At 69.6% G+C, this 22,986-nt stretch carries 22 protein-coding genes; 13 read left to right on the forward strand and 9 right to left on the reverse strand.

Annotated features, from left to right (window positions below; translation table 11 throughout):
* Nucleotides 1–28: 28 nt before the first annotated feature.
* The 5 genes from ACFY3D_RS34310 (at nucleotide 29) to ACFY3D_RS34330 (ending at nucleotide 4,457) form a co-directional block, all read left to right on the forward strand.
* Nucleotides 29–961 carry a PfkB family carbohydrate kinase gene (locus ACFY3D_RS34310; RefSeq protein WP_389987476.1) on the forward strand — a complete coding sequence of 311 codons (933 nt, stop codon included), beginning with the start codon at nucleotides 29–31 and terminating at the stop codon, nucleotides 959–961.
* A complete protein-coding gene (locus ACFY3D_RS34315) occupies nucleotides 958–1,683 on the forward strand; it encodes a GntR family transcriptional regulator (protein WP_350949620.1) in 726 nt (241 codons plus the stop codon). Before ACFY3D_RS34310 ends, ACFY3D_RS34315 begins: the two co-directional genes overlap by 4 nt.
* Nucleotides 1,676–2,674, forward strand: coding sequence for a nucleoside hydrolase (locus ACFY3D_RS34320; protein WP_389987479.1), 999 nt, complete (start codon nucleotides 1,676–1,678; stop codon nucleotides 2,672–2,674). The genes ACFY3D_RS34315 and ACFY3D_RS34320 overlap by 8 nt, the downstream gene beginning before the upstream one ends.
* 25 nt (nucleotides 2,675–2,699) lie before the next feature.
* Nucleotides 2,700–3,440: a response regulator transcription factor gene (locus ACFY3D_RS34325; protein WP_389987482.1), complete on the forward strand. Its 741-nt coding sequence runs from the start codon at nucleotides 2,700–2,702 to the stop codon at nucleotides 3,438–3,440.
* 75 nt (nucleotides 3,441–3,515) lie between these two features.
* Entirely contained in the window at nucleotides 3,516–4,457 is a 942-nt protein-coding gene (locus ACFY3D_RS34330) for a hypothetical protein (protein ID WP_350949617.1), read from the forward strand.
* Between the two features lie 147 nt (nucleotides 4,458–4,604).
* On the opposite strand, the gene ACFY3D_RS34335 is transcribed toward ACFY3D_RS34330, so the two are convergent.
* The gene (locus tag ACFY3D_RS34335; RefSeq protein ID WP_389987486.1) at nucleotides 4,605–5,258 is read right to left on the reverse strand and encodes a TetR/AcrR family transcriptional regulator; all 654 of its coding nucleotides are present in this window, start codon (nucleotides 5,256–5,258) and stop codon (nucleotides 4,605–4,607) included.
* Nucleotides 5,259–5,361: 103 nt separating this feature from the next.
* On the opposite strand from ACFY3D_RS34335, the gene ACFY3D_RS34340 reads away from it, so the two are divergent.
* Nucleotides 5,362–6,924 (forward strand): FAD-dependent oxidoreductase, encoded by a 1,563-nt coding sequence (locus ACFY3D_RS34340; protein WP_389987490.1) that lies wholly within the window; start codon nucleotides 5,362–5,364, stop codon nucleotides 6,922–6,924.
* A gap of 236 nt (nucleotides 6,925–7,160) precedes the next feature.
* On the opposite strand, the gene ACFY3D_RS34345 is transcribed toward ACFY3D_RS34340, so the two are convergent.
* Nucleotides 7,161–8,282 (reverse strand): epoxide hydrolase family protein, encoded by a 1,122-nt coding sequence (locus ACFY3D_RS34345; RefSeq protein WP_389987493.1) that lies wholly within the window; start codon nucleotides 8,280–8,282, stop codon nucleotides 7,161–7,163.
* A 262-nt stretch (nucleotides 8,283–8,544) separates the two neighbouring features.
* Here ACFY3D_RS34345 and ACFY3D_RS34350 point away from each other — a divergent pair, with 262 nt between their 5' ends.
* Together ACFY3D_RS34350 and ACFY3D_RS34355 are read left to right on the forward strand one after the other, a co-directional pair.
* Complete coding sequence (locus tag ACFY3D_RS34350) at nucleotides 8,545–8,985, forward strand: MarR family winged helix-turn-helix transcriptional regulator (RefSeq protein ID WP_389987497.1); 441 nt, start codon at nucleotides 8,545–8,547, stop codon at nucleotides 8,983–8,985.
* 118 nt (nucleotides 8,986–9,103) lie between these two features.
* Nucleotides 9,104–9,835: a TSUP family transporter gene (locus ACFY3D_RS34355; protein ID WP_389987500.1), complete on the forward strand. Its 732-nt coding sequence runs from the start codon at nucleotides 9,104–9,106 to the stop codon at nucleotides 9,833–9,835.
* Nucleotides 9,836–9,968: 133 nt separating this feature from the next.
* Here ACFY3D_RS34355 and ACFY3D_RS34360 read toward each other — a convergent pair whose 3' ends face one another.
* A complete protein-coding gene (locus ACFY3D_RS34360; RefSeq protein ID WP_389987503.1) occupies nucleotides 9,969–10,763 on the reverse strand; it encodes a DUF998 domain-containing protein in 795 nt (264 codons plus the stop codon).
* A gap of 200 nt (nucleotides 10,764–10,963) precedes the next feature.
* Between ACFY3D_RS34360 and ACFY3D_RS34365 the strand changes: the two genes are divergently transcribed.
* Nucleotides 10,964–11,536 carry a TetR/AcrR family transcriptional regulator gene (locus ACFY3D_RS34365; RefSeq protein WP_389987506.1) on the forward strand — a complete coding sequence of 191 codons (573 nt, stop codon included), beginning with the start codon at nucleotides 10,964–10,966 and terminating at the stop codon, nucleotides 11,534–11,536.
* Between the two features lie 195 nt (nucleotides 11,537–11,731).
* On the opposite strand, the gene ACFY3D_RS34370 is transcribed toward ACFY3D_RS34365, so the two are convergent.
* The 3 genes from ACFY3D_RS34370 to ACFY3D_RS34380 all read right to left on the reverse strand — a co-directional run bounded on the left by ACFY3D_RS34370 (nucleotide 11,732) and on the right by ACFY3D_RS34380 (nucleotide 15,528).
* Nucleotides 11,732–13,201, reverse strand: coding sequence for a long-chain fatty acid--CoA ligase (locus ACFY3D_RS34370; protein ID WP_389987509.1), 1,470 nt, complete (start codon nucleotides 13,199–13,201; stop codon nucleotides 11,732–11,734).
* Nucleotides 13,202–13,238: 37 nt separating this feature from the next.
* Nucleotides 13,239–14,570, reverse strand: a complete 1,332-nt coding sequence (locus tag ACFY3D_RS34375; RefSeq protein ID WP_389987512.1) for an MFS transporter — start codon at nucleotides 14,568–14,570, stop codon at nucleotides 13,239–13,241.
* Nucleotides 14,571–14,661: 91 nt separating this feature from the next.
* The gene (locus ACFY3D_RS34380; protein ID WP_389987517.1) at nucleotides 14,662–15,528 is read right to left on the reverse strand and encodes an amidohydrolase family protein; all 867 of its coding nucleotides are present in this window, start codon (nucleotides 15,526–15,528) and stop codon (nucleotides 14,662–14,664) included.
* A gap of 72 nt (nucleotides 15,529–15,600) precedes the next feature.
* Here ACFY3D_RS34380 and ACFY3D_RS34385 point away from each other — a divergent pair, with 72 nt between their 5' ends.
* Complete coding sequence (locus ACFY3D_RS34385) at nucleotides 15,601–16,434, forward strand: PaaX family transcriptional regulator C-terminal domain-containing protein (protein ID WP_389987520.1); 834 nt, start codon at nucleotides 15,601–15,603, stop codon at nucleotides 16,432–16,434.
* On the opposite strand, the gene ACFY3D_RS34390 is transcribed toward ACFY3D_RS34385, so the two are convergent.
* On the reverse strand, nucleotides 16,424–17,770 hold the full coding sequence (locus ACFY3D_RS34390; protein ID WP_389987523.1) for a PHB depolymerase family esterase: 1,347 nt from the start codon (nucleotides 17,768–17,770) through the stop codon (nucleotides 16,424–16,426). The genes ACFY3D_RS34385 and ACFY3D_RS34390 overlap by 11 nt on opposite strands.
* A 228-nt stretch (nucleotides 17,771–17,998) precedes the next feature.
* On the opposite strand from ACFY3D_RS34390, the gene ACFY3D_RS34395 reads away from it, so the two are divergent.
* From ACFY3D_RS34395 to ACFY3D_RS34405, 3 genes are read left to right on the forward strand one after another with little or no spacing between them, the layout of a single operon-like run.
* A complete protein-coding gene (locus ACFY3D_RS34395) occupies nucleotides 17,999–18,514 on the forward strand; it encodes a MarR family transcriptional regulator (protein WP_350949604.1) in 516 nt (171 codons plus the stop codon).
* Nucleotides 18,515–18,571: 57 nt separating this feature from the next.
* On the forward strand, nucleotides 18,572–19,240 hold the full coding sequence (locus ACFY3D_RS34400) for a HEAT repeat domain-containing protein (RefSeq protein WP_389987526.1): 669 nt from the start codon (nucleotides 18,572–18,574) through the stop codon (nucleotides 19,238–19,240).
* A 7-nt stretch (nucleotides 19,241–19,247) separates the two neighbouring features.
* Complete coding sequence (locus ACFY3D_RS34405) at nucleotides 19,248–20,252, forward strand: HEAT repeat domain-containing protein (RefSeq protein WP_389987529.1); 1,005 nt, start codon at nucleotides 19,248–19,250, stop codon at nucleotides 20,250–20,252.
* Between the two features lie 138 nt (nucleotides 20,253–20,390).
* On the opposite strand, the gene ligA is transcribed toward ACFY3D_RS34405, so the two are convergent.
* Entirely contained in the window at nucleotides 20,391–22,502 is a 2,112-nt protein-coding gene (gene ligA, locus ACFY3D_RS34410) for an NAD-dependent DNA ligase LigA (RefSeq protein ID WP_389987532.1), read from the reverse strand.
* A gap of 112 nt (nucleotides 22,503–22,614) precedes the next feature.
* Nucleotides 22,615–22,929 (reverse strand): helix-turn-helix transcriptional regulator, encoded by a 315-nt coding sequence (locus ACFY3D_RS34415; RefSeq protein ID WP_389987535.1) that lies wholly within the window; start codon nucleotides 22,927–22,929, stop codon nucleotides 22,615–22,617.
* Nucleotides 22,930–22,986 lie beyond the last annotated feature (57 nt).

Below are 22,986 nucleotides of genomic sequence, written 5' to 3' on the forward strand. Positions count from 1 at the left end.
CGGCGCCCCCGAGAAAGGCGGCGCCCCGGTGACCGTGCTCGCGCTCGGCGCCTACACCCTGGACCTCTACATGTTCGGCGGCCGCCTGCCGTCCGCCGGTGAGAGCGTCAACGCCGCCGAGTACGCCACCGCGCACGGCGGCAAGGCGGCGAACGTGGCGGTCGCGGCGGCCCGGCTCGGCGCGCCCGCGCGTTTCGCCGGCTGCCTGGGCGAGGACGCCGACCGTTCGGCGGCGCTGGCGGCGCTGCGGGCCGACGGCGTCGAGGTGGGCGACTGCGCGATCGCCAAGGGTGTGGCCACCGGGCGCAGCTTCGTCTACGTCGACGACCAGGGGCGGCAGATCGTGATGACCTGGCCGGGGGCGGCCGGCCTTCTGGCCCCGGAGCGGGCGGCCGCGGCGGCCGCGCGTCTGCCGGCCGGGTCGGTTCTCGTCCTGCAGGGCGAGATCCCGGTGGCCACCTCGTGCGCGGCCGCGGCGGCCGTCTCGCCGGGAGTGCGCCTCCTGGTCAACCCCAGCCCGGCCGAGGCGTTCCTGGGGGCCGACGGGGCGGACCTGCTGAGCAGGGCCGACGTGGTGGTGCTCAACGAGGCAGAACTGAGCGTGCTGACCGGCGGCCGCACCGCGGACTCCTCGCGGTCCCTGGGCCTTCGTACCAAAGGAGGGGCCGTGGTCGTCACCCGGGGCGAGCGGGGGGCCGAGATGAGCGACGATCACGGCACTATGCTGGTCGACGCACCCCGCGTGGACGCTGTCGACACGACCGGAGCGGGCGACGCCTTCACCGGTACGCTGGCCGCCACCCTGCGCGCCGGGCTGAGCCTGGCGGCCGGGGTCCGACTCGCCTGCAGGGTGGCCGCAGTCTCGGTCACGCGCCGTTTCTGCGTGCCCAGTTACCCGTCCGCCGGAGAGCTCGGTCTCGCCCCTCTCCACGGTCCACCGGCGCAGGAGATATCCGCATGACACCACGACCGCACACCCTGGCCGTCAGGATCCGCGACCGGCTCCGCCTCCTCATCGTCGAGCAGGGCCTGCGCCCGGGCGACAAGCTGCCGTCGGAGAACGAGCTGATGAACCTCTTCGACGCGGGCCGCACCAGCATCCGCGAGGCGTTCAAGCTCCTGGAGCAGGAGGGCGTCATCCAGGCGCGTCACGGTGACGGCCGCTACCTCACCGCGCAGCCGAGCCTGGATCGTCCGCTGACCCGCCTGGAAGGGGTGACGGAGATGCTCGCCAGCCGCGGTTTCACCGCCGATGACACCGTCTTGGACGTCGCCTCGGTCGAGCCGGACCGCCACCAGCGCGAGGTGTTGCGGCTGGCGCCCGGTGAGACGATCGTGCGCCTGGAGCGGCTGCGCCGGCACCGGGACGACGCGTTGCTCTACTCGATCGACCTGTTCCCGCGCCGGCTCGTCCGTCTCCCGCTGGACGAGGTCGACTGGTCCGGGTCGCTGTTTCAGCTCCTCACCGAGCACGGTCACACGATCGCGTACGCGGTCACCCAGGTCCGTGCCGTCACCCTGGATTCGGCGCAGGCCGAGCGCATCGGCGGCGCCGAGGCCGGCGGCGCGTGGCTGCTGCTCATCCAGACCCACCACGACAGCGCGGGGCGGCCCCTGCTGTTCTCGCAGGACTACCACCGCGGCACCGACTTCTCCTTCCACCTGGTGAGGCGCCGTGACTGACCCCCCGACAACCGGCACCGCGATCGACACCGCGACCGGCGCCGCACCCGGTGCGCGCCGCCGCCACGTCGTGTTCGACCACGACGGCGCGCCCGACGACCTGCTGGCGCTGCTGCTGCTGACCCGCTACGAGAACGTCGATCTGCGCGGTGTCGCCGTCACCCCGGCCGACTGCCTGCCCGCGCCCGGCCTGTCGGCCACCCGCAAGATCCTCGCCTTGGTGGGCCGGGACGTACCGACGGCGCTGGGCGTGCTGCCCGGCCGCAACCCTTTTCCGCTCGCCTGGCGGATCGACGCCCTGCGGGCGGACGCGCTGCCCGTGCTCAACCAGCGGGGCCGCACCGTCCCCGCCGCTCAGGCGCCCCCGGCGCACGAGCAGCTCGCCACCTGGCTGGCGCAGGCGCCTGAACCGGTCACCGTGCTGGCCACCGGCCCGCTGACCAACATCGCCTGGTGCCTGAAGCACCATCCTCGGCTCGCGGCACGCATCGAGGAGATCGTGTTCATGGGCGGCGCCCTGGACGTGGCGGGCAACGTCCACCAGCCGGGCCACGACGGCACCGGCGAGTGGAACGTCTACTGGGATCCCGACGCCGTCAAGTGCGTGTTCGACTCCGACGTGCCGATCACCATGTTCCCGCTGGATGTGACCAACCGGGTGCCGGTGACCGCCGACTTCGTGGAGATCTTCGGCCGTGCGTACGGCGAGCACGTGAGCGACCTGGCCGGGTCGCTGCTCGCGCTCACCTTCGGCACGCTGGAGACCACCGGGCTGCCCTACTGCTGCTGGGACAGCCTCACCACCTCCTACCTCGCCGACCAGGACATCTGCACCTTCGAGACGGTGCGCTGCGATGTCGTGACCCGGAGCGCGAGCCAGGGACGAATCGTGCGAAGTGCCGGCGGGCGCGCGGTCCGCTGTGCCCGGTCGGTCGACGCCGACCGGTTCTACCGGCACTTCGTCACCACCCTCGCCCCGCGCGGGCGATGACCTCAACGACAGAAAGGATCATGCGATGAGCACGAGAACGATGGATGCGGGCGAGCGGATCGCCGCGCCTCTTTTCGGCCGCCGCCGGATCCTGTCCGTCTTCTGGCTGGCCGAGGACGAGATCTCCTTCTACGGGCTGCCGCTGCTGCTGTGCCGGGTACCGCACGTGGTCAGGGCGACGGTCGGCCGAAGCGTGGCGGAGGCCGGCCAGGCGCTGGGCGGAGGGGATTTCGACGTGGTGGTGCTGCCGGTCGCGACGGTGCCGCAGGTGGTGGCCGCCGCCGGTACGCCCTGTGGCCGCACCAGGGTGCTGGCACTGATGCGAACCGAGGAGGCGCGCCACCTGTCCCCTGTCGCCGGCGATCACGGTGTCGACGGCTGCCTGCTGTGGGACGTGGTCAACGTCGCCGGATTGTCCGACGCCTTCGCGCACCTGCTCAGCGGCGACCTGCCCACCCTGCCGGTCGCGCCGTCCGTGTCACCGTCCGTGTCGCCGGTCGCGCCCTCCCCCCAGAGCGCCGGCGCCGAGCTGACCGACCGGCTGACCGAGCGCGAGCACACGGCGCTCGCCCTGCTGCTGCGCGGAATGAGCAACAACCAGATCGCCCGCGCCATGGGCATCTCGATCCACGGCGTCAAACGGCACGTCTCGAACCTGCTGGTGAAATTCGACTGCTCCAACCGGACGGAGGTGGCGCTGGTCGCGCAGCGGCTGGGACTCAGCTCCGCCACCGGCGGCCCCCGCGTCAACCCGGCGGTCAGGTGAAGGGCGGCACCGCCGCCCTTCACAGATTCGCATATCGCCCGCACCCCGTAGTGACCGAAGAGAAGTGGAGCGACAATGGACGTCCCCCCCATGGAACTCAGTGGTCGCGTTCCCCTCGTGCGCGCCGACGATCTCGACGCCGACATGGAGAAGGCGACGCAGGCCATCAGGACCCAGCTGACCGACTGGGGCTTCATGGCCGCCGAGGTCCCCGGCATCGGCGCACGCGTCCGCACCATGATGGAGGAGTTCGCCTCGGCGTGCCGATCGCCGGAGCCGCGGCTGGCCGACTACGCGCAGTCGTCGGTGCCCCAGCTGTCGGTCGGCGGCACGCACGGGTTCTTCCCCTACAACTCCGAGATCCCGCGCCTGGCCAACGGCGTGCCCGACCCCAAGGAGTTCATTCACATCAGCGGGGCGCTGCTGGCCGACCAGCCGCCCGGCGCCGGTGACGTGCTGCGCGCCTTCCCGGCGTTCGGGGCGGCGGCGGCCGGTGTGTTCGACACCGCGTTCCGGCTGATCTCCCTGTTCGGAGAGGTCGTCCGCGGCATGATGGCGCCCGGCACCCCCGAGCTGGACCTGTCGCGGGAGGCCACGAACCTGCGGGTGATCCGCTACCGGGACGTGGGCGATCGCGAGGTGCTGGCGCACGAGCACTCGGGCATCCAGATGCTCGGCCTGCAGTTGCCGCCTTCCGACCAGGGGCTGCAGTACGTGCTGCACGACGGCACCTGGGTGGAGCCGGTGATCGCCGGCACCGACGTGGTCCTGTGCAACATCGGCCGGATGCTCACAAGCGCCTCCGACGGGCGTTTCCGGCCGTCGACGCACCGGGTGCACACCAAACCCATGCCGCCCGGCTACGAACGCCTGTCGTCGGTGCTGTTCGCCTACCCGCCGCACAAGGCGCCCCAGTGGAAGATGGTCGACGGTGAGATGGTGACGCTCGACGCGACCTGGGGCGACTTCATCGAGAGCCGGTTCCAGGGGCTGGGTGAGCGGCAGCCGGAGTCCTGACGAAGAGGGGGCCTTTCGGCCCGGTGCGGATCGCGATCCGCGCCTGCGGCCCGAAAGGCCCCCTCCTGCCGGTGGTGTTCGGCCGCCTCCCACGCCGGCGACGACTCAGCGGCAGATGCCGGGGCGCCGTTTCCTTCGGGAGGCGGTTCACTGACGCCGATGGCGGAGTGCTCGTTGCTCGGCGGCGTCGAGTGCGGGTGCGAGGGGCGCGAGCGTGCTGCGAAGGAGGTCCGGTAGCGAGCCGGACGGCACGACGAGCCCGCCGGCCGTGGCGGACGAGACGGTCGCCTGCAGCCATTGCTCGAGCGCCACGCGAACCGCGGCGGCCACGCTCGCCGCGAGCACCCGTGCGGTGTGCGGGTCGCCGTCGCCGAGACGTCCGGCGATCGCATCGGTGAGGGGGTGCTCGATCGCGGTGGTGGTTTCGACGAACGCCTCGCGCAGCGCCGGGCGGGTGACGATCAGCAGTAGCGCGTCCCGGGCGGATTCGTCCGGGGCGGTGTACTGATCCACGATCGCCTCGATGACGGCGTCGGCGAGGCCGACGCCGCGGGGCCGGTCGGCCACCGCCGCCGCGACCCGCGCCTCCCGTTCGCCGGCGACGGCGGCGACGATCGCCTGTTCGCGGCTGGAGAAGTAGTTGTTGTACGTCCTGGGTGAGACGCCGGCGGCCTCGGCGATGTCGTCGACGCGCACGTTGTCGGGTCCACGCTCAAGAGCCAGCCGCAGGGCCGCCGTGCGCAGGGCCTCTCGGGTGGCCTGCTTCTTCTGCTCGCGCAGCCCCGTCGGTCTCGTCGTCACCGTCTCAGCCTCCCAGATTCAATGCGCGTACGCAAACTTGCCTACACGCAACTTTTTTCCTAGCCTGGGCGTCCTCTCACCTCGGGCGAACAAGGGAACGCACATGATCACAGATGTCGTCATCGTCGGCGGCGGCCCGAACGGGCTGATGCTGGCCTGCGAGCTGAGCCTGGCGGGGGTCCGGCCACTCGTGCTGGAGCGGCTGCCGGAGCCGAGCGAGGAACCGAAGGCGAACGGGCTGCTCGGCCAGGTCGTCAAGCTGCTCGACCGCCGGGGGCTCTGCGAACGTCTCAGTGGCAGCCCGGAGCCGCCGCGGCCGAACTCCGCCTACTTCATGTTCGGCGCGATGGGCCTGGACCTGAGTCTGCTGAACGACAGCCCCGTCTACGCCCTGCCGGTGCCGCAGCGGCGCATCGTGCAGGTTCTGCAGGAGCGCGCCGTCGAGCTGGGCGTGGAGATCCGGCGCGGACATGAGGTCGTGGGCCTGTCGCAGGACGACGAGGCGGTCACCGTCGACGTCGCGAGCCCGGGCGGGGCCTACCACCTGCGGGCCCGGTACCTTGTCGGCGCCGATGGAGCCCACAGCGTCACCCGCAAACTCTCCGGCATCGGATTCCCCGGAGTCACCTACGACCGGATGACCGTGCGCTCGGCGCATGTGACGGTCCCGGCGGACCGGGTCGATCCTGCGACCGGTGCGCTGAACGTGCCCGGCTACGGTGTCGTTTCGCCGTTCCTGCCCCACCGCACCGAGCACGGGGGGTTCTCCTACGCGCCGATGCCCGGCCACCCGCCGCTGGTCAGCACCACGGAGTGGGACCAGCCCGCGACCGACGCGTTGATGAGCCTGGAGGAGTTACGGGCGAGCGTCCGCCGCGTGCTCGGCGTCGAGGTGCCGCTCGGCCCGCCCGACGGCCAGGGACCGCACGTGCTGCGCCGGCTGAGTGGCGGTAACACCCGGGTCGCCGAACGGTTCGCCGACGGCCGGGTGTTCCTGATCGGTGACGCCGCTCATGTGTACGCCGCCACGGGGGGCGGTCCAGGGCTCAACCTCGGCCTGCAGGACGCGGTCAATCTCGGCTGGAAACTCGCCGCCGAGATCCGGGCAGGAGCCCCGTCCGGGCTGCTGGACACCTACGAGACGGAGCGGCGATCGGCCGCCCGGCGCATGGTGCTGAACGCGCAGGCACAGGCGGCCCTGATCGCCCCCGGCGACGATGTCACCGGACTGCGCGAGGTGTTCGCCGAACTGCTCCGCGACCCGGACACCGTGCGGCGCCTGGCCGAGCTCACCGCGGGCGCCGACGTCCGCTACGACATGGGCGCGGGCGAGGCGCATCCGCTGACCGGCCGGTTCGCCCCGGACCTGGACCTGCACACCCCGGCCGGTCCGGTCCGGCTGGCCGAGCTGACCAGGACCGCACGCCCCTTGCTGCTCGACCTGACCGAGGAGGCGTCACTGGCGAAGACCCTCGCCCTGCGGCACAACCAGGTCGATATCGTCACGGCGCGCTCCCAGGCCGCCGCGCCCACCGCCCTGCTCCTTCGACCGGACTGCTACGTGGCCTGGGCGTCCACGTCACCCCGGCCCGATCCAACGGAGATCGCGGCACTCCAGGCGGCCTTGCGGCGGTGGTTCGGAGTCATCACGCCCGCTCGCACCTGAGGTCGCCGCTACCGGTCCGGCATCGGTGACCGCGATCGGACGGATCGCGGAGGCGCACGCGTGCGCCGAGTGCGGACACCCGCGAGGCGAGCTCGTGGCCCGCGTCCGAGCTTGTCGTTCCCCCGTTCGGGGCCTCCCGCCGTGGCCGCGGGAGGCCCGCACCCTCCGATCGCCGCGCCCGGAGCGATCCGGCCACCTTTCCGCTCGCGAAATGACGCGATCGCGACCCGGAACATTCAAGGGGTGTGACGCCGGACTCGGCTCGTCGGCCCCTCCTGCTCGATATGAGGGAGGAAGAAGTCCCGGACGTCCCCGGCGAGCAGCTCCGGCACCTCCATCGCGGCGAAGTGGCCGCCGCGCTCGAACTCCGACCAGTGCCTGATGTCGTACAGCCGCTCGGCCAGCGGCCGCACCGACTGCGTGATGTCGTGCGCGAACACCGCCACGCCGACCGGTACCGGGCACGGCTCGACCCGCCGCGGAGCCTCACGTGCCAGCCGCGCCGAGGAGGCCGCGGTGGCGGTCAGCCAGTACAGCGAGATGTCGGTGAGCATCCGCTCGTCGTCGATCTGCGAGCGCGGGTCCGTCCACTGCGCGAAGCGCTCGGCGATCCAGGCCAGCTGGCCGACCGGCGAGTCGGTGAGCGCGTATCCGAGGGTCTGCGGGGTGGTGGCCTGCAGAGCCTGGTACGGCGGGCGGTTCGCCATCAGCCGCCTGACCTTCTCCAGCCGGGCCTCGTCGGTTCGCGACAGCTCGAGGCCGGCGTCGGGGTCCGGCCGGGTCGGCAGGTAGTTGACGTGCACCCCGGCGACCTGCTCGGGGGCCACCGCGCCGAGCGCCAACGAGATGCCCGAGCCGAAGTCGCCGCCGTGCGCGCCGTAGCGCTCATACCCCAGACGGCGCATCAGCTCGGCCCAGGCTCGAGCGACCCGGACGATGTCCCAGCCGCGCTCGTGGGTCGGCCCGGAAAAACCGAAGCCCGGGATGGAGGGGATCACCAGGTGGAAGTCGCGCGACAGGGGCTCGATCACGTCGAGGAACTCCAGGAACGACCCTGGCCAGCCGTGGGTGAGGACGAGCGCGAGTGCGTCCGGTCTTGGAGAGCGGACGTGGACGAAGTGGATGTTCTGCCCGTCGATCTCGGTGGTGAAGTGCGCGAGCTCGTTCAGCCTGGCCTCGTGCGCCCGCCAGTCGTAGCCGGTGCGCCAGTGTTCGGCGAGCTCCTTCAGCCGCGCCAGCGGGAAGCCGTAGTCCCATCCGGCGCCGGTGATCTCGTTGGGCCAGCGGGTGCGCGAGAGCCGGTCGGCGAGGTCGTCGAGGTCCGCCTGGGGGATCTCGATGCGGAACGGCTTGATCATGGTCTTGGCTCCAGGGGATTCGTCCGGCGCCCGGATGTTCGGACGAGCCGGTGTCGATGAGGTCGGTGCGGACGGCGACGGGGGCAGCGGGTGCCGGTTTCGGAACCACGCTCGCGCGGGTGTCCATGGCGCGCCCGAAGGTGCTCGGTGCTCGCGTGGTCAGGCGGTCACGGCCCGCACCGTTTCCGTTGGCTCCACCAACGTTGGCGACGCCCACTATATACAGATTTATTGGTCATACCAACGATGTATGGTGGCTGATGTGGAAAAAACACCCGCACGTCTGACCGCGAAGCCGAGTTGGCTGCTCACCCAGCTGGCGGTGCACGCCCACCGCCTGGCCTCCGACGGCTTCGGGCAGGTGGGGGCGCGGGGATACCACTACCGGATCCTGGCCGCGCTGGAGGAGTTCGGGGTGGCCAGTCAGGCCGAGCTCGGCCGCCGGTGCAACATGGACCGCAGTGACGTCGTGGCGGCGATCAACGAGCTGGCCGGGCAGGGCCTGGTCGAGCGGACGCCGGACCCCGAGGACCGAAGGCGCAACCTGGTGACCCTCACCCCGGCCGGTGATCGGCAGCTGCGGCGCCTGGACCGGGCGCTCGACAAGGCGCAGGAGGAGCTGCTCGGACCGCTCGCGGCCGAGGACCGGCAGGCCCTGACCCGCCTGCTCACCCAGCTGCTCGCACACCACCAGCGGGGGTGAGCGGCGCCCGGATCGCGCCGGGGCCGGCCGAGGGCGGGGAAAAGCTGTTGATCACTCTGGCCGCGCGGGGGAAGGCTGTAGCGAATCACCGGTGAAAAGCATCCGCGAGGAGCCGTCCGTGGCGAGTGAGTGGGGGGTCGTCCTCGTACTGGGCGTGATCATGGTGCTGGGAGCCTCGGTGCAGCGGCTGGCGGGAATCGGGTTCGCGCTCGTGTCGGTGCCCGCCCTGGTGCTGCTGCTGGGCCCGGCCGAGGGCGTGGTGCTCGCCAACTGCGCGGCCGGCGCCATCAGCGCGGTCGGGCTCGCCGGCACCTGGCGCCAGGTGCGCCTGGTCGCGATGGTCCCGCTGGTCGCCGCGGCCGCCTGCACGGTACCGGCCGGGGCCTGGGTGGCCGCCCGCCTGCCCGAGCCGGTGCTGCTGGCCGGGATGGGGGTGCTGGTGAGCGTGGCCGTGGCGCTGGTGATGTGGGGTGCCCGGGTGCCGGCCCTGCGCGGCGTCAAAGGCGCGGTGGCCGCCGGGGCCGCGAGCGGGTTCATGAACTCCTCCGCCGGGGTGGGCGGCCCCGCGGTCTCCCTGTACGCGGTGAACGCGGGCTGGACGGTACGGGAGTTCGTGCCGAACGCCCAGTTCTACGGGGTGGTGGTGAATGTCTTCTCCGTGACGGCCAAGGGCGTGCCGCAGCTGCCCGCGCCGGTCTGGCTGCTGGTCGCGGCCTCCATCGCGGCGGGCTCGGCGATCGGCGCGGCACTGGCGCGGCGGGTCCCGGAAAGACCGGCCCGGCTGGTGGTGCTGCTGCTCGCGCTGGCCGGCGGACTCACCACGCTGGGCAAAGGGCTGTGCAACCTGTGATCGGGGGATTTCCCGGAGTCGATCTGCCGGTGAGCATCTCCCACACCGGCGACGGCAGCGTCGACGACGCCGGTAGCCGCGCACGGACCCCAGCGAAGTGCCCAGCGGCTGGTGGTGATCGCGGGGCTCGGCGTCAACCGGCCCTGACCTCAGTGATGGGGTGCGCGTTCAGCATGTCGAGGGTTCGGCGAGTCCAGATCGATGCTCCCGCGCAGAGGAGCCCGATCAGGAACGGATGGGTGGCACCGCGTTCGATGAGGCCGATGACGCCGATCGCGGAGTCGCCGGCGGAAGAGATGATCATCAGGAGGTAGACCGTCGTCGAGAGCAGGCCGACCACTCCGGTCGTGACCAGCGCCCTCCCGACTCCGGGCGAGAACCCGACACGCCGGCGCATCCTCCCGAGCACGACCGCGAGTGTGTTCGCGCCCATAAAGCCCGCGAAGGCTCCCATGCTGTGGTAGCCGCCGGTGCCGTTCTCCAGAGCCTCGCCGGATCCCGGGAACAAGCCGAGCAGAACGCCACCGGCGGCCAGCAGTGTCGCGGGCACGAGCGTTGCCCAGCGGCGCCAACCCGACAGGCCGCGCAGCAGCACGATACCGGCGAGGATCGTGATCCCGAACAGGATGAAACCGGTGTTCATCACCCAGGCAAGAGGTGAGTACATGTACTGCCCGAATAGCGTCGAAGGCCCGTGGACTCCGAGATTACTGATGAAGTGGTACGTGTAGCTGTAAGGCGGATCTGTCCATGCTGTGGCAGCGACGAACTCCGCGAGCAGGAAGATCACAGGGCCGGCGATGAGCAACGCTCCTGCGGCTCGTCGCTGCGAAAGCCGAAGCACATCGGGGCCGGGCGTGTCAGGTTGCGAGTCGTTCCCGGGCTCTCTTTGCTCGATGCTGGAACGCGAGTCGGTGTACCCGGTCATGGTTGTAGTCCTTTCAGGCGTTGCTGCGGCGCCGGCACCAGGGGCGGTGGAGGTTCTCATCGGTTCGGTCCTGCCGTCCGCATCGTCTTCCGCCGCCAATCTGACTTCACTCACACACTAAGTACATCGAGACTACCTTTATTGTCAATATACTTAGAGGCCGGTGCCAGTAAGATCGAGCCATGGTGAATGGAACACCCGTGGGGCGACGAGAGCGTAAGAAGGCTGCAACGCGGGCGGCGATCCTGGACGCGGCAACGACGCTCTTCCTGCAACGCGGCTTCGACGCGGTCACTGTTCGCGAGATCGCCGACAAGGCGGACGTGTCACCCAAGACGGTCTTCACGCACTTCCCCCACAAGGAGGCACTCGTCTTCAGCGACGAGGACGACCGACATGAACACCTCTTGGCCGCGGTCAGCACCCGGGCGCCCGGTACCACGATCTCCGACGCGCTGAAAGCCCACTACCTCCTCGAAATCGCCGCACTCACATCCGAGCCCCAGCGCCAGATCCTCGCCCTCATGGAGCGGACACCGGCCCTGGTGGACTACGCGGAGAAAATGTGGTTCCGCCACGAAGACGCCCTCGTCGCCAGGATCACCGAGGAGTTCGGGCTCTCCGAGCCGAGCGACGAGATCCGCTTCTACGTCCGGTTCGCCCTGCACATCCAGCTCAGCGCCACCCGCGAGGCCGATCCAGAACAGACCATCGACGCAGGATTCCGACTCCTCGATGAGGGCTGGACGCGCTACCGCGGGGCCGGAGGTTAGAGCGCAGCCGTGAAGGTTCGCGGGGCAGGTCCTTCATCGCCTCGACGACCGTCACCGCGGCCGCCAAGTCGCCGGCAGCCTTGCGGAGCTTGGGCGGCATCTTCAGCTTCACGTTACGGCCCGCCCGTGACAGCGGCTTCGTCGCCATCAGCACGTCGCCATCAGCACGTCGAACCGCAGCTGCGCGTCATCGACTCATTCAGGCAGGGGGCGGTCGCGGAGCTCCGATTTGCGGATCTTGCCCGAGCCCGTCTTCGGCAGCACGTCGACGATCTCGAAACGAACGGGGATCTTGTACTTGGCGAGCCGGGAACGCAGGAAGTCCGTCAGTTCGCCGGGGGTGACGCCGGCGCCGGGACGCAGCACGACGAAAGCGCGGCCCACCTCGCCCCACCTCTGGTCCGCCATCCCCACCACGGCGGCCTCCGCCACGGCCGGATGCGCGAAGAGCACCTCTTCGACCTCCGCCGGGTAGACGTTCTCCCCGCCGGAGATGTACATGTCCTTGATGCGGTCGACGACGCTCAGATGACCCTCCTCATCCATGATCGCGATGTCGCCGGAGCGGAACCAGCCGTCCTCGGTCAGCGCGGCGGCACTGGCCTGCGGGTCCCGCCAGTAGCCGGGGGTGACGTTCGGCCCCTGGATGAGCACCTCGCCCGGCTCCCCGGCCGGTGCCGTCGTGAGGTCGGGGCGCGCCACCCGCACCCTGGAGAAGAAGACCGGCACCCCGGCCGAGCCCACCTTGCGCACGCTCTCGCCCGCCTCCAGGAAGGTCGCGCCGGGGGCGGTCTCGGTCAGTCCGTAGCCCTGGCAGAAGACCAGGCCTCTTTCCTGGTAGGTGCGGATCAGCGCCACGGGGATGGCCGCGCCGCCGGCCATGAGGGTGCGCAGCGACGACAGGTCGGCCTCGGCCCAGCGCGGCGACCTGGCGAAGTCGGCGAACATCGTGGTGACGCCGAACATCCACGTCACCCGGTGTTCCTCGATGAGGTCGTAGCACACCTCCGTGTCCCAGGACGGCATGATCACCGAGGTGCCGCCCTTGAGGAAGGTCGGCAGCAGCGTCTGGTTCAGCGCCGCGACGTGGAAGAGCGGCGCGCTGATCAGCGTCACCTCCGAACTCGTCACATCCACGCCGACCATCATGTTGAAGCAGTTCCACACCAGGTTGGCGTGGCTGAGCATCGCCCCCTTGGGAGCGCCGGTCGTGCCGGAGGTGTAGAGGATGAGGGCGAGGTCGTCGAGCGCCACCGGCACGTCGATGGGGCCGGGATCGCCCCGCGCCACCCAGGTCTCGAAGTCGTGCTCCCCCGGCGCGGGCGATTCCAGGGCCACGAGCGTGTACGGTCCGGACAGGGCGTGTACGGTCTGCGCGCAGCCGGGGTCGTACACCAGCAGTGCGGCGCCCGAGTGGCCAAGCATGTAGCCGATCTCGGGCGCGGTCAGCCGGAAGTTCAGCGGGACGAAGACGGCCCCCAGCATGTGGGTGGCGAACATGGTCTCGGCGAAGGCGACGTGGTTGGGGCCGAGGTAGGCGACCCGCTCCCCCGCCCCGATCCCCGCCTGGCGCATCCGTGAGGCCAGGCGGGTCGCCCGCTGGTGGACGTCGGCGTAGCTGACCGATCGGCCCGCGAAGACGAACGCGGTGCGCTGAGGACTCATCTGGGCTCGGCGGGCGGGCCAGCCGCCGAGCCCGGCGTTACGCATCGGTGGCGGCACGGATCGCCGGGGCGCCGGAGGTGAGGTCGTCGCCGCTGGTCTCCCGCAGGGCCAGCACGCAGACCACGGTCAGCAGGCAGCAGACAGCGATGATCACCGAGATCGTCGTCGTGCTGCCGCCCCCGGAGGAGGCGTCCAGCTGGGCGAACAGCAGCGGGCCCAGGCCGGCGCCGAGTCCGGCGAGCTGGTAGCCGAGCGAGGCGCCGGTGTAGCGGTTCCTGGTGGGGAACAACTCGGCGTACAGCGCCCCCAGCGGGCCGTACATCATCGGGTGGATGAGCGCCTGGCCCAGCACCAGCGCGATGACGAGCAGCGCGACGCTGCCGGCGTTCACCATCGGGAACAGCGCGAAGCCGAACCCGGCCATGAGCAGCGCGCCCGCCAGCACGATCGGGCGGCGTCCGACCCGGTCCGAGAGCGCCGACCAGGCGATGATGCTCACCACGGCGAGCGCGGAGGAGAGCGTGAGGCCGTTCAGCACGGCCTGGCGGGTGAAACCGGTCCGGACGCCGTAGGCGATGAGATAGGTGGTCAGCGTGCCCTGGGCCACGAACGCCGACAGGCCGACCCCCACCCCCAGAAGCAGGGTCCTGGGGTGGTTGCGCAACACCTCCAGCAGCGGCATCCGGGTGGCGCGGCCGCCGACGCCGGCCGCCTCGAACACCGGCGTCTCCTCCACCCGCAGCCGGACAAACAGGCCGACTCCCAGCAGGAGGATGCTGAGCAGGAACGGCACCCGCCAGCCCCAGCTCAGGAAGGCCTGCTCGCCCACGACGGCCGCGGTGCCGCTGAGCACGCCGGTGGACAGCACCATGCCGAACGGGGCGCCGGCGTTGGTGAAGCTCGCCCACAGGCCGCGGCGGCTGCTGGCGTGTTCCGCCGACATCAGTACGGCGCCTCCCCATTCGCCGCCGATGGCCACGCCCTGCAGGACGCGAAGGAGGACCAGGGTGATGGGGGCCAGGGCGCCGATCTGCTCGTAGGTGGGCAGCACGCCGATGAGGAAGCTGGCGACACCCATCAGGGTCATGGTCAAGACCAGCATGCGCTTGCGGCCGAGCCGGTCGCCGAAGTGGCCGAAGATCACTCCGCCGAGCGGCCTGGCGAGGTACCCCGTGGCGAAGGTGCCGAAACTGGCGACCGTGGCCGTGAGCGGGTCGAGCGAGGAGAAGAAGATCTTGCTGAAGACCACCGCCGAGGCCGTGGCGTACAGCAGGAAGTCGTAGTACTCGATCACGCTGCCCAGGAAGCTGGAGGCCACCGCGCGGCGTAGCTGAACCTGGTTGGGGGGAAAGACCGACGGGTTCGTCATGACTGAGCTCCTCAGTCCGAGAGCGAGCTACTGCGCTTGCTTGCCCGGAGGTTAGGCATTTTTGTGACGGACGTCAATCCTTTGCCCAGCATTAAACGGTGCCGAGCCCGAGCAGGCGCACGGCGTTGTCCTTGAGGATCTTCGGGCGGACCTCGGGCTTGATGTCGAGGGCGTCGAAGTCGGCGAGCCACCGGTCCGGCGTGATCATCGGGTAGTCGGATCCGAAGAGCACCTTGTCCTTCAGCAGCGTGTTGGCGTACCGGACGAGCTGCGGCGGAAAGTACTTCGGCGACCACCCCGACAGGTCGATGTAGACGTGCGGCTTGTGCGTGGCCACCGCCAGAGCCTCGTCCTGCCAGGGAAAGGACGGATGGGCCAGGATGATCCGCAACTCGGGGAAGTCCACGGCGACGTCGTCAACCAGCATGGGGTTGGAGTACTTCAGCCGGATCCCGCCCCCGCCGGGCAGACCGGCACCGATACCGGTCTGCCCGGTGTGAAACAGCGCCGGCACCCCCATCTCCTCGATCGCCTCGTAAAGCGGGTAGGCCACCCGGTCGTCGGGCGCGATGCCCTGGACACTCGGATGGAACTTGAAGCCGCGCACCCCGTGCTCGGCCACCAGCCGACGCGCCTCGCGGACCCCGGCCCTGCCCTTCCACGGATCGACGCTGGCGAAGGGGATCAGCACGTCGGCGTGGGCGGCGCAACTCGCCGCGACCTCCTCGTTCGAGATGCGCCGATGCCCGGTGGCGTGCTCGGCGTCGACGGTGAACACCACCGCCGCCATCCTGCGCTCACGGTAGTAGGCGGCCATCTCGGCGACGGTGGGCCGAGAGCGCCCCTTGAAGTACTTCGCCGAGGCTGCGGCCAGCTCCTCGCCGAGCGAGGCGTGCCCGTCCGCGGAGACCTCCGCGTGCGTGTGCACGTCGATGGCGACCAGTTCGTCGACGTTCATAAACTCTCCTTGTGCACATATTTGACTTCCGTCAATTATGTGCCTGACATCTGGCCCGTCTACGCTTTCGGTGTGAGCATCGGCGGCGAAGACGAACCGGCGGCGCCGTCCGCGCGCCCGCAGTCCCTGATTTTCAGCTTCCTCGGCATCCACGCCCTGGACCGCGGCACCGCCATCTCCACGGGCAGCATCATCGAGGTGTTCGCCCGCCTCGGCGTTTCGGAGGAGGCCGTCCGCTCCACGCTCGCCCGCATGGTCAAACGCGACCTGCTGATCCGCTACCGGGTGGGGCGCAGGGTCTATGTCGGGCTCACCCCGCACGCCGAGGCGGTGCTGCGCGACGGCCGCCGGCGGATCTGGGAGACCGGCGCGGTGAACCGCGACTGGGACGGCACCTGGACGGTCGTCGGGTTCTCCCTGCCCGACAGCCGCCGCAGCACCCGCCACGACCTGCGCTCCCGGCTCATCTGGGCCGGATTCGGCCCGCTGCAGAGCGGGCTGTGGATCGCTCCCGGCGCGAGGGAGGTCTGCGGGGTGCTGGAGTCGCTGGAGGTCGACGATCACGTCACGGTGCTGACCGCGAGGGCGTTCAAACCCACCGAGGCCGCCGACCTGGTGGCCAAGGCCTTCGACATCGAGCAGATCGCCCGGCGCTATCGGGCCTTCCTCACCAGGTGGGACCTCACCCGGCCGCTGCCCGACGCGCCGGACGATCTCGTACGGCAACTGGTGCTGCACACCGACTGGCTGCAACTCGTCCGCCAGGACCCTCACCTGCCGGCCGAGCACCTGCCCGGCGACTGGCCGGCGATCCGGGCCGAGCAGGTCTTCCGCGCGCGGGCCGAACAGTACGAACGGCCCGCGCTGAAGGTGGCCGGCGGCCTGCTGGACGAACTCACCCTATGACGCAGGCGGTCCCGTTCAGCGCGAACGCCGCCGGAGCCGAGTTCGTGCCGCTGTAGGTGCCCTGGAACCCGAAACTGCTGCGGGCCTGCGGGGCGATGGTGGCGTTGTAGGAGACGTTGCGCGCGCTGACCTGGGAGCCCGACTGGGTCACCGTGGCGTTCCAGGCACTGGTGACCTGCTGGTTACCCGGCCACGTCCAGGTCACGGTCCAGCCGTTGACGGGGGCCGACCCGGTGTTGGTCACGGTGACATCGGCGGTGAAGCCGTTGTTCCAGGTGTTGGGAAGGTAGGTGACCCTGCACCCGCCCCCCGGGCCGGGGGTCGGAGTCGGCGACGGGGTCGGGGTGGGGGTAGGGGTAGGGGTGGGAGACGGTGAGGCGGTCGGGGTCGGCGACGGGCTCGGCCCGCCGGTGAGGCCGAAGAACTGGATCGCGGCGGCGGCCATCCCACTCGACGGCAGGCTGTGGCCGGCCCCCTGGATGGTGTAGGCCTCGACCTGCACCGTGCCAGAGGTGTCGGCGTAGCGGCGGCGGTTCCAGTTCGCCTGCGGGGTGTCGCTGCTGGTGGGCGTCTGGCTCAGGCCGAAGACGTTGGTCCACTGGTCGATCGCCTGCTGGTGGGTGGCGTAGTACACCAGGTTGTCGTTGGTGCCGTGCCAGAGCTGGACGCGCGGCCGGGGACCGCTGTAGCCGGGATAGGCGGCGCGCACCAGGTCTCCCCACTGCTGGGGCGTCTTGCTGATCCGCCCGGAGGCGCAGTTGCTCACGCCGGGCGAGGGAACGTAGTCGGCCTCGTTCGGGAAGCAGGCGAACGGCACCCCCATGAACGCCGCCCCTGCCTTGAAGACGTCGGGATAGTTGCCGAGCATGATGTTGGTCTCCATGCCACCGGCCGAGGAGCCGGTGACGTAGATACGGTTGGCGTCGCCGTTGTACCGCTGCCGGGTGTAGGTGATCATCGACAGCAGCGAGACCGGGTCGCTGCCCCCGTTGCGCACCTGCGAGGCCGCCGACCAGGAGTCGAAGCAGTTGCCCTTCTTGGAGGCCGAGGGGTAGATGACGATGAAGCCGCGCTGGTCGGCGAGGGAACGGAACTCCGACCCCGAGAAGAAGCCCGGGCCCGAGCCGCCGCAACCGTGCATGGCGAGCACGATCGCCGGGCTGGCCTGCACGTTGTCGGGCACATAAAGGTGCATCCGCAGGTTGCCGGGATTGGCACCGAAACTCGTCACCTCGGTCAGTGTGGCGGCGGCGGCGGGCTGCCCGCCCACCAGGATCGTGGCGGCGTACAGCATCGCGGCACTGACGGCCGCGAGCACAGCACTCCATTGCCTCATCGGCTCTCCTTCGCTTGATGTTCGCTCGGTGCACGAGCCGCAGCGCCGCCGACTCGCCCTGACATCAGCCGGTATAGGGGCGCGTCGCCAGCCGGTCAAGCTTCCCCCGTACCGGATCATGGTTCACAAACGATGAAAAATGCTGCTTGCGCTGGTTATCAAGCGATTTGTTATCAAGTAGCTTGATATTTGAGGCGCGAAACTTACATCGCCCGTTATCGTCATCCGGTGACCTCACGCCGCGACCCCACAGCCGACCAACCGCCCAAACCGGCACCTCACCTGAGCTACCTGGTCTACCGGCTGGAGCGTCGCATCCGCGCCCGACTCGACGAGGCACTCGTGCACTACGGCGTCACCACGACCGAATACATGGCACTCAGCGAACTGCGCATGCGCACCGGACTGTCCTCGGCCGAACTCGCCCGCATCGCCTTCGTCACCCCACAGGCCATGAACCTGGTCGTACGCGACCTGGAACAACGCGGCCTGATCCACCGCGACGCACACCCCGACGGCGGCCGGGTGCTTCGCACCCACCTCACCCGCGAAGGACAGGCCGCCCTACGACACTGCGACCGCGCACTCGACCGCATCGAAAAAGACATGCTCGCCGACGTCGACGACCACACCCGCACCACACTGATGGAGGGCCTCACCCTCTGCACCCGAGCCCTGCGCCCCCCTGAGCCCACCAATGCCGGACTCCGGCGGACGAAGACCCCTGACGACCTCACGGCATGATCCGGCTTGACCTTGACACAGTGACAAGGTCTTCACTGAGGGCCAGGAGGTGGCCCCATGACCATGCCGAAACAGGACACCAACCCGATCCCAGCTCTCCAAGCACTGCAGGACGACGACCCGTCGGTGCGGCTGCGAGCGGCGCTGGCGCTCGGCACGAACCCCGACCCGCGCTTCATCGACAAGCTCATCGAACGATGCGCGATCGAAGACGAATTCCCGGTACGCGACACGCTCACCTGGGCACTCACCCGCCACCCCTCGTCGATGACCCTCCCCAGACTCCTCGACGAGGTCCGCTCACCCCGCGCCCAGGCACGCAGCCAGGCACTGCACACCCTGTCCAAGATCGGGGATCGGCGAGCATGGCCCGCGATCACCCAAGCTCTGCTGTCCGACACCGACGACGAGGTCGCCCGCAGCGCCTGGCGAGCGGCCGTCGTGCTCGTCCCCGAAGGCCAGGAGCCCGAACTGGCCGCGGCACTGTCGACACAACTCGGCCGCGGCGAACGGGAGACCCAACTCAGCCTCAGCCGGGCGCTCATCGCGCTCGGCGAAGTGATCTCGCCGATCCTGCACGCCGCCCAGACGCGAACAGACCCCCGTGTACGCGCGCACGCGATCGCCACCGAGCAACTCCTACGCGACCCCGAGGCCGGATTCGAGTTCGCGATCGAGCAGGCCAAGCGCGTCGTGGCCCTCGGCGAAACCGAAAGGCAGGGATGATGAGACGGTGTTGATCGGTGAGGTGGCACGACGCTCCGGAGTCAGCGCCCGCATGCTCAGGCACTACGACACCCTCGGCCTGGTGCGGCCAACAGGCCGCACCAGCGCCGGCTACCGCGAATACTCCGCAGCCGACATCCAACGCATCTTCCACATCGAGAGCCTGCGATCGCTGGGACTGTCACTGCACGACGTCGGACGCGCCCTCGAAGACCCCGCCTTCACCCCCGCACAACTCGTCGAACACCTCATCGACCAAACCCAGGAACGCATCACGAGACAGACCGAGCTACTCACGCGACTTCGCCGCATCGGCGCCGCCCAACCCGCCGACTGGAAGGAGGTCCTCCACATCGTCGAACTCCTTCAGGCACTGGGATCAAAAAGCGCCGGCAAGCGCCAGCACGCGGCCCTGTCCTCGGCCGAAGAGGCATCGATGCCGGTGGAAGCACTGGTCGAGGCGACGCTCAGCGAAAAGGACCCGAACGTCGCCGGAGCCCTCCGATGGGCCCTGGCGCGATCGGCCGACAGCGGAACCGCATTGCTGGCCAAAGGCCTCGACTCACCCGTGGCCGAAGTACGCGAACGCGCCGTCCAGTCCATCGCCGAGATCCCGGACGCCCAGGCGACCGCACTGCTGCGCGACGCCCTCGCCCACCCCGACCCCGTGGTCCGCCGGCACGCGGCCCTGGCACTGGGGACACGCGGCGTGACCGAGGCGGTCCCCACGCTCATCGACATGGTCGTCGAAGGCACCAACGACGTCGACGCGGCCGACGCGCTGAGCACCCTGGCAAGCACCCCCGCCCTGGCCGACCAGATCGCCACCGGTCTCGTCGACCGCCTCAGCCCCGGCACCGCCGAATCGCCCGCACGCCGACGCCTCGCGCAGGCACTCGCGGACATCCCGGCGACCACCGCCTCACACGCCCTCACCGACCTCTCACACGACGAAGATCACGCCGTCGCACTCACCGCGGCCTACATCCTCAAAATGCGCGACGCCCGATAGCCGGCCCTTCACCCGGCACACCAAGTCCCGCACCGGCGAACACGACACCGAACACCTCACGACCACGGCCGTACAAACAGGAGAGGACGATGAGCCAGGCGGTCGCACGACAACGTCACCAACCCACTCCGACCCCGATCAAAGAAACGGGCCGACGAGACCGGCGAACTCCTCAGGACCGACGATCCGCACCCCCAAACTCTCGGCCTTGGCCCGCTTGGAACCCGCCTTCTCCCCCGCCACCAACAACGACGTCCTCGCCGAGACACCAGAGGACGACCTCCCCCCGGCACGCTCGATCAACTCGTTCATCTGGTTACGGGTCAAAGACTCCAAAGCCCCACTCATGGAGCCGGTGACCACAACCGACATCCCCGCCAGCGGCAACCCGGACGCACCACCCGGCTGCGCGGCGACCTCGCCACCGTCGACACCGGCCACGACAGGGGCGACGAAGACGACAGGAGGCGTCCAGCCCGGCTCGGTCATGGTGACCCCGGCCGCCACCAACTTGTCGATCAACGGCGCGAGCTCGGCGAGCTCGGCCACCACCGCCGGCGACTTCTTCGGACCAATGCCCTCGACCGCCTCGATCGCCCCCGCGTCGGCCGCGCGAATGGCATCCATGCTGCCAAAATGCCGAGCGATACGACGACTCATAGACCGGCCCGTGCCACGCACACCCAGCGCGCAGAACACCCTGCTGAGCGGCTGCGCCTTGGCCCGCTCAATCGCGGCGAGCAAATTGTCGGTGCTCGTCTCCCCCATCCGCTCCAAGCCCAGCACCTGCTCACGGGTCAAAAAGAACAGATCGGCGAAGTCAGCGATCAACCCCGCGTTCAGCAACTGCAGAATACGGTTTTCCGCCAGACCCTCGATATCGAGCTGGTCACGGCCCGCCGCATAACCGATGGAGGCGATCACCCGGCAGGCGCGACCACGCACACACCGCCACCGCTCCTGCGAAGTGTCGATCGCATCACCACAGGTGGGACAGACCTTCGGAATCTCGATCGGCCGCTCATCGCCCGTGCGCAGATGCACCACCGGCGCCTCCACCCGAGGAATCACATCACCCGCCTTGTAGACGGTCACACTGTCGCCCAGCATCAAACCCCGACGCGCTATGTCGGAGGCATTGTGAAGCGTGGCATAGGTGACGACACTGCCATCGAGCTCAACCGGCTCCAACACCGCACGCGGGGCGATGACGCCGGTACGGCCGGTGTTCCACTCCACACCGACCAACTTGGTGATCTTCTCGGTGGCGGGCAGCTTGTAGGCGACGGCCCACCGCGGAGCACGCGAACTGAACCCGGCCTGCACCTGGTCACCGGCGAGATCACACTTGATCACGATGCCGTCGATACCGAACGGCAACTCCGGCCGCACCGCGGCGATCTCCTCGACCCGCTCCTGCACCCCCTCCAACGTCTCGGCGACGATCCCCGCGACCGAGGTGGCCGCGGTGGTCTGCACCCCCTGCCCGGCGACCCACGCCATGACCTCGCTGTGCGGCAGCCCGCGCAACCACTCAGCCGTCTCGGAGACGTCATCGGGATACGGCAGCGCCCCATAGCCGAAGAAGGTCAACTCGCATACATACGGCCGGTCCTGGGCACGCAGCGTCCCGGCGGCGGCGCTACGCGGATTGGCGAACGTGGTGCCGTCATGCGCCTGCCGCTTGCCACACGCCTCCCCGAACTGCGACGTCGTCATCAGCACCTCACCGCGCAACTCAACGGTCACCGGCTCGGCCAACCTGGAAGGCAGCCCCACGACGGTGCCGATCGCGTGGGAGACGTCCTCACCGGCGGTGCCATCGCCACGGGTCACCAGCCGCACCAGGCGGCCGTGACGATAACGGGCCGAAATGGCCAGACCATCGAGCTTGGGCTCGACACTCCAGGCCACGACCGGACGCCCAAGCCTGCGCTCCAGCGAGGCGGCCCAGTCGGCCAGCTGCCCGGCGCCGAAAACGTTGTCCAAGCTGAGCATCGGCACCGCGTGCGGCACATCACCGACCACCGCACCCCCGGCCACCTTGCCCGTCGGCGAGGTCGGCAACACCTCCTCGGGATGCTCGTCCTCATAAGCCTCGATGCCCCGGACCAACCGGTCGTAGGCGTCGTCGTCCAACCTGGAGGTGCCGTCACCGTAGTAGGCCGCAGCGGCGTCCAAAGCGAGCTGAACGGCTTCGGCGTAGGCGGTCTGATCAGCGAGAAGAGTGCTGGGGGGCGCGTCGGTCATGATCCCATCATCTCTCCCGGCACCGACAGTTTCCGGCCACCGAACACCCCCCAGCCCGAATGGCCGACAGGGAGGGACGGAGACGTCCTTGGCCTTCAGCGGCACCGACCTACTACAGGACCTGATCGTGACGGGCGAAGATGTCCAGCAGCACACCGACGGGCACATCCGCCTCGGTGGGGTAGCGGAAACGCCGATCGGGATTGATCGTGTAGTGGTTGCGGCGACCCACCTTGGAGCGGGTCAGATAGCCCGCCGTGTGCAGGTCGGTCACAATTCCCTGGGCCGCACGCTCGGTGATACCGATGACGGCCGCGATGTCACGCAGCCGCACCTGCGGGTCACGGGCGATCTCCAGCAACACCCGAGCATGATGGGTCAGGAAGGTCCACGAGGACGAAGGCCGATCGGGACTGTTCTCGGCCATGTCATATCCTCTCGGCCTCGCCAGGGCGGCTCGCTACGCAACAGTCAGCCATGGACA

The sequence above is a fragment of the Streptosporangium sp. NPDC000509 genome (genome assembly GCF_042898365.1).
Taxonomy (GTDB): Bacteria; Actinomycetota; Actinomycetes; order Streptosporangiales; family Streptosporangiaceae; genus Streptosporangium.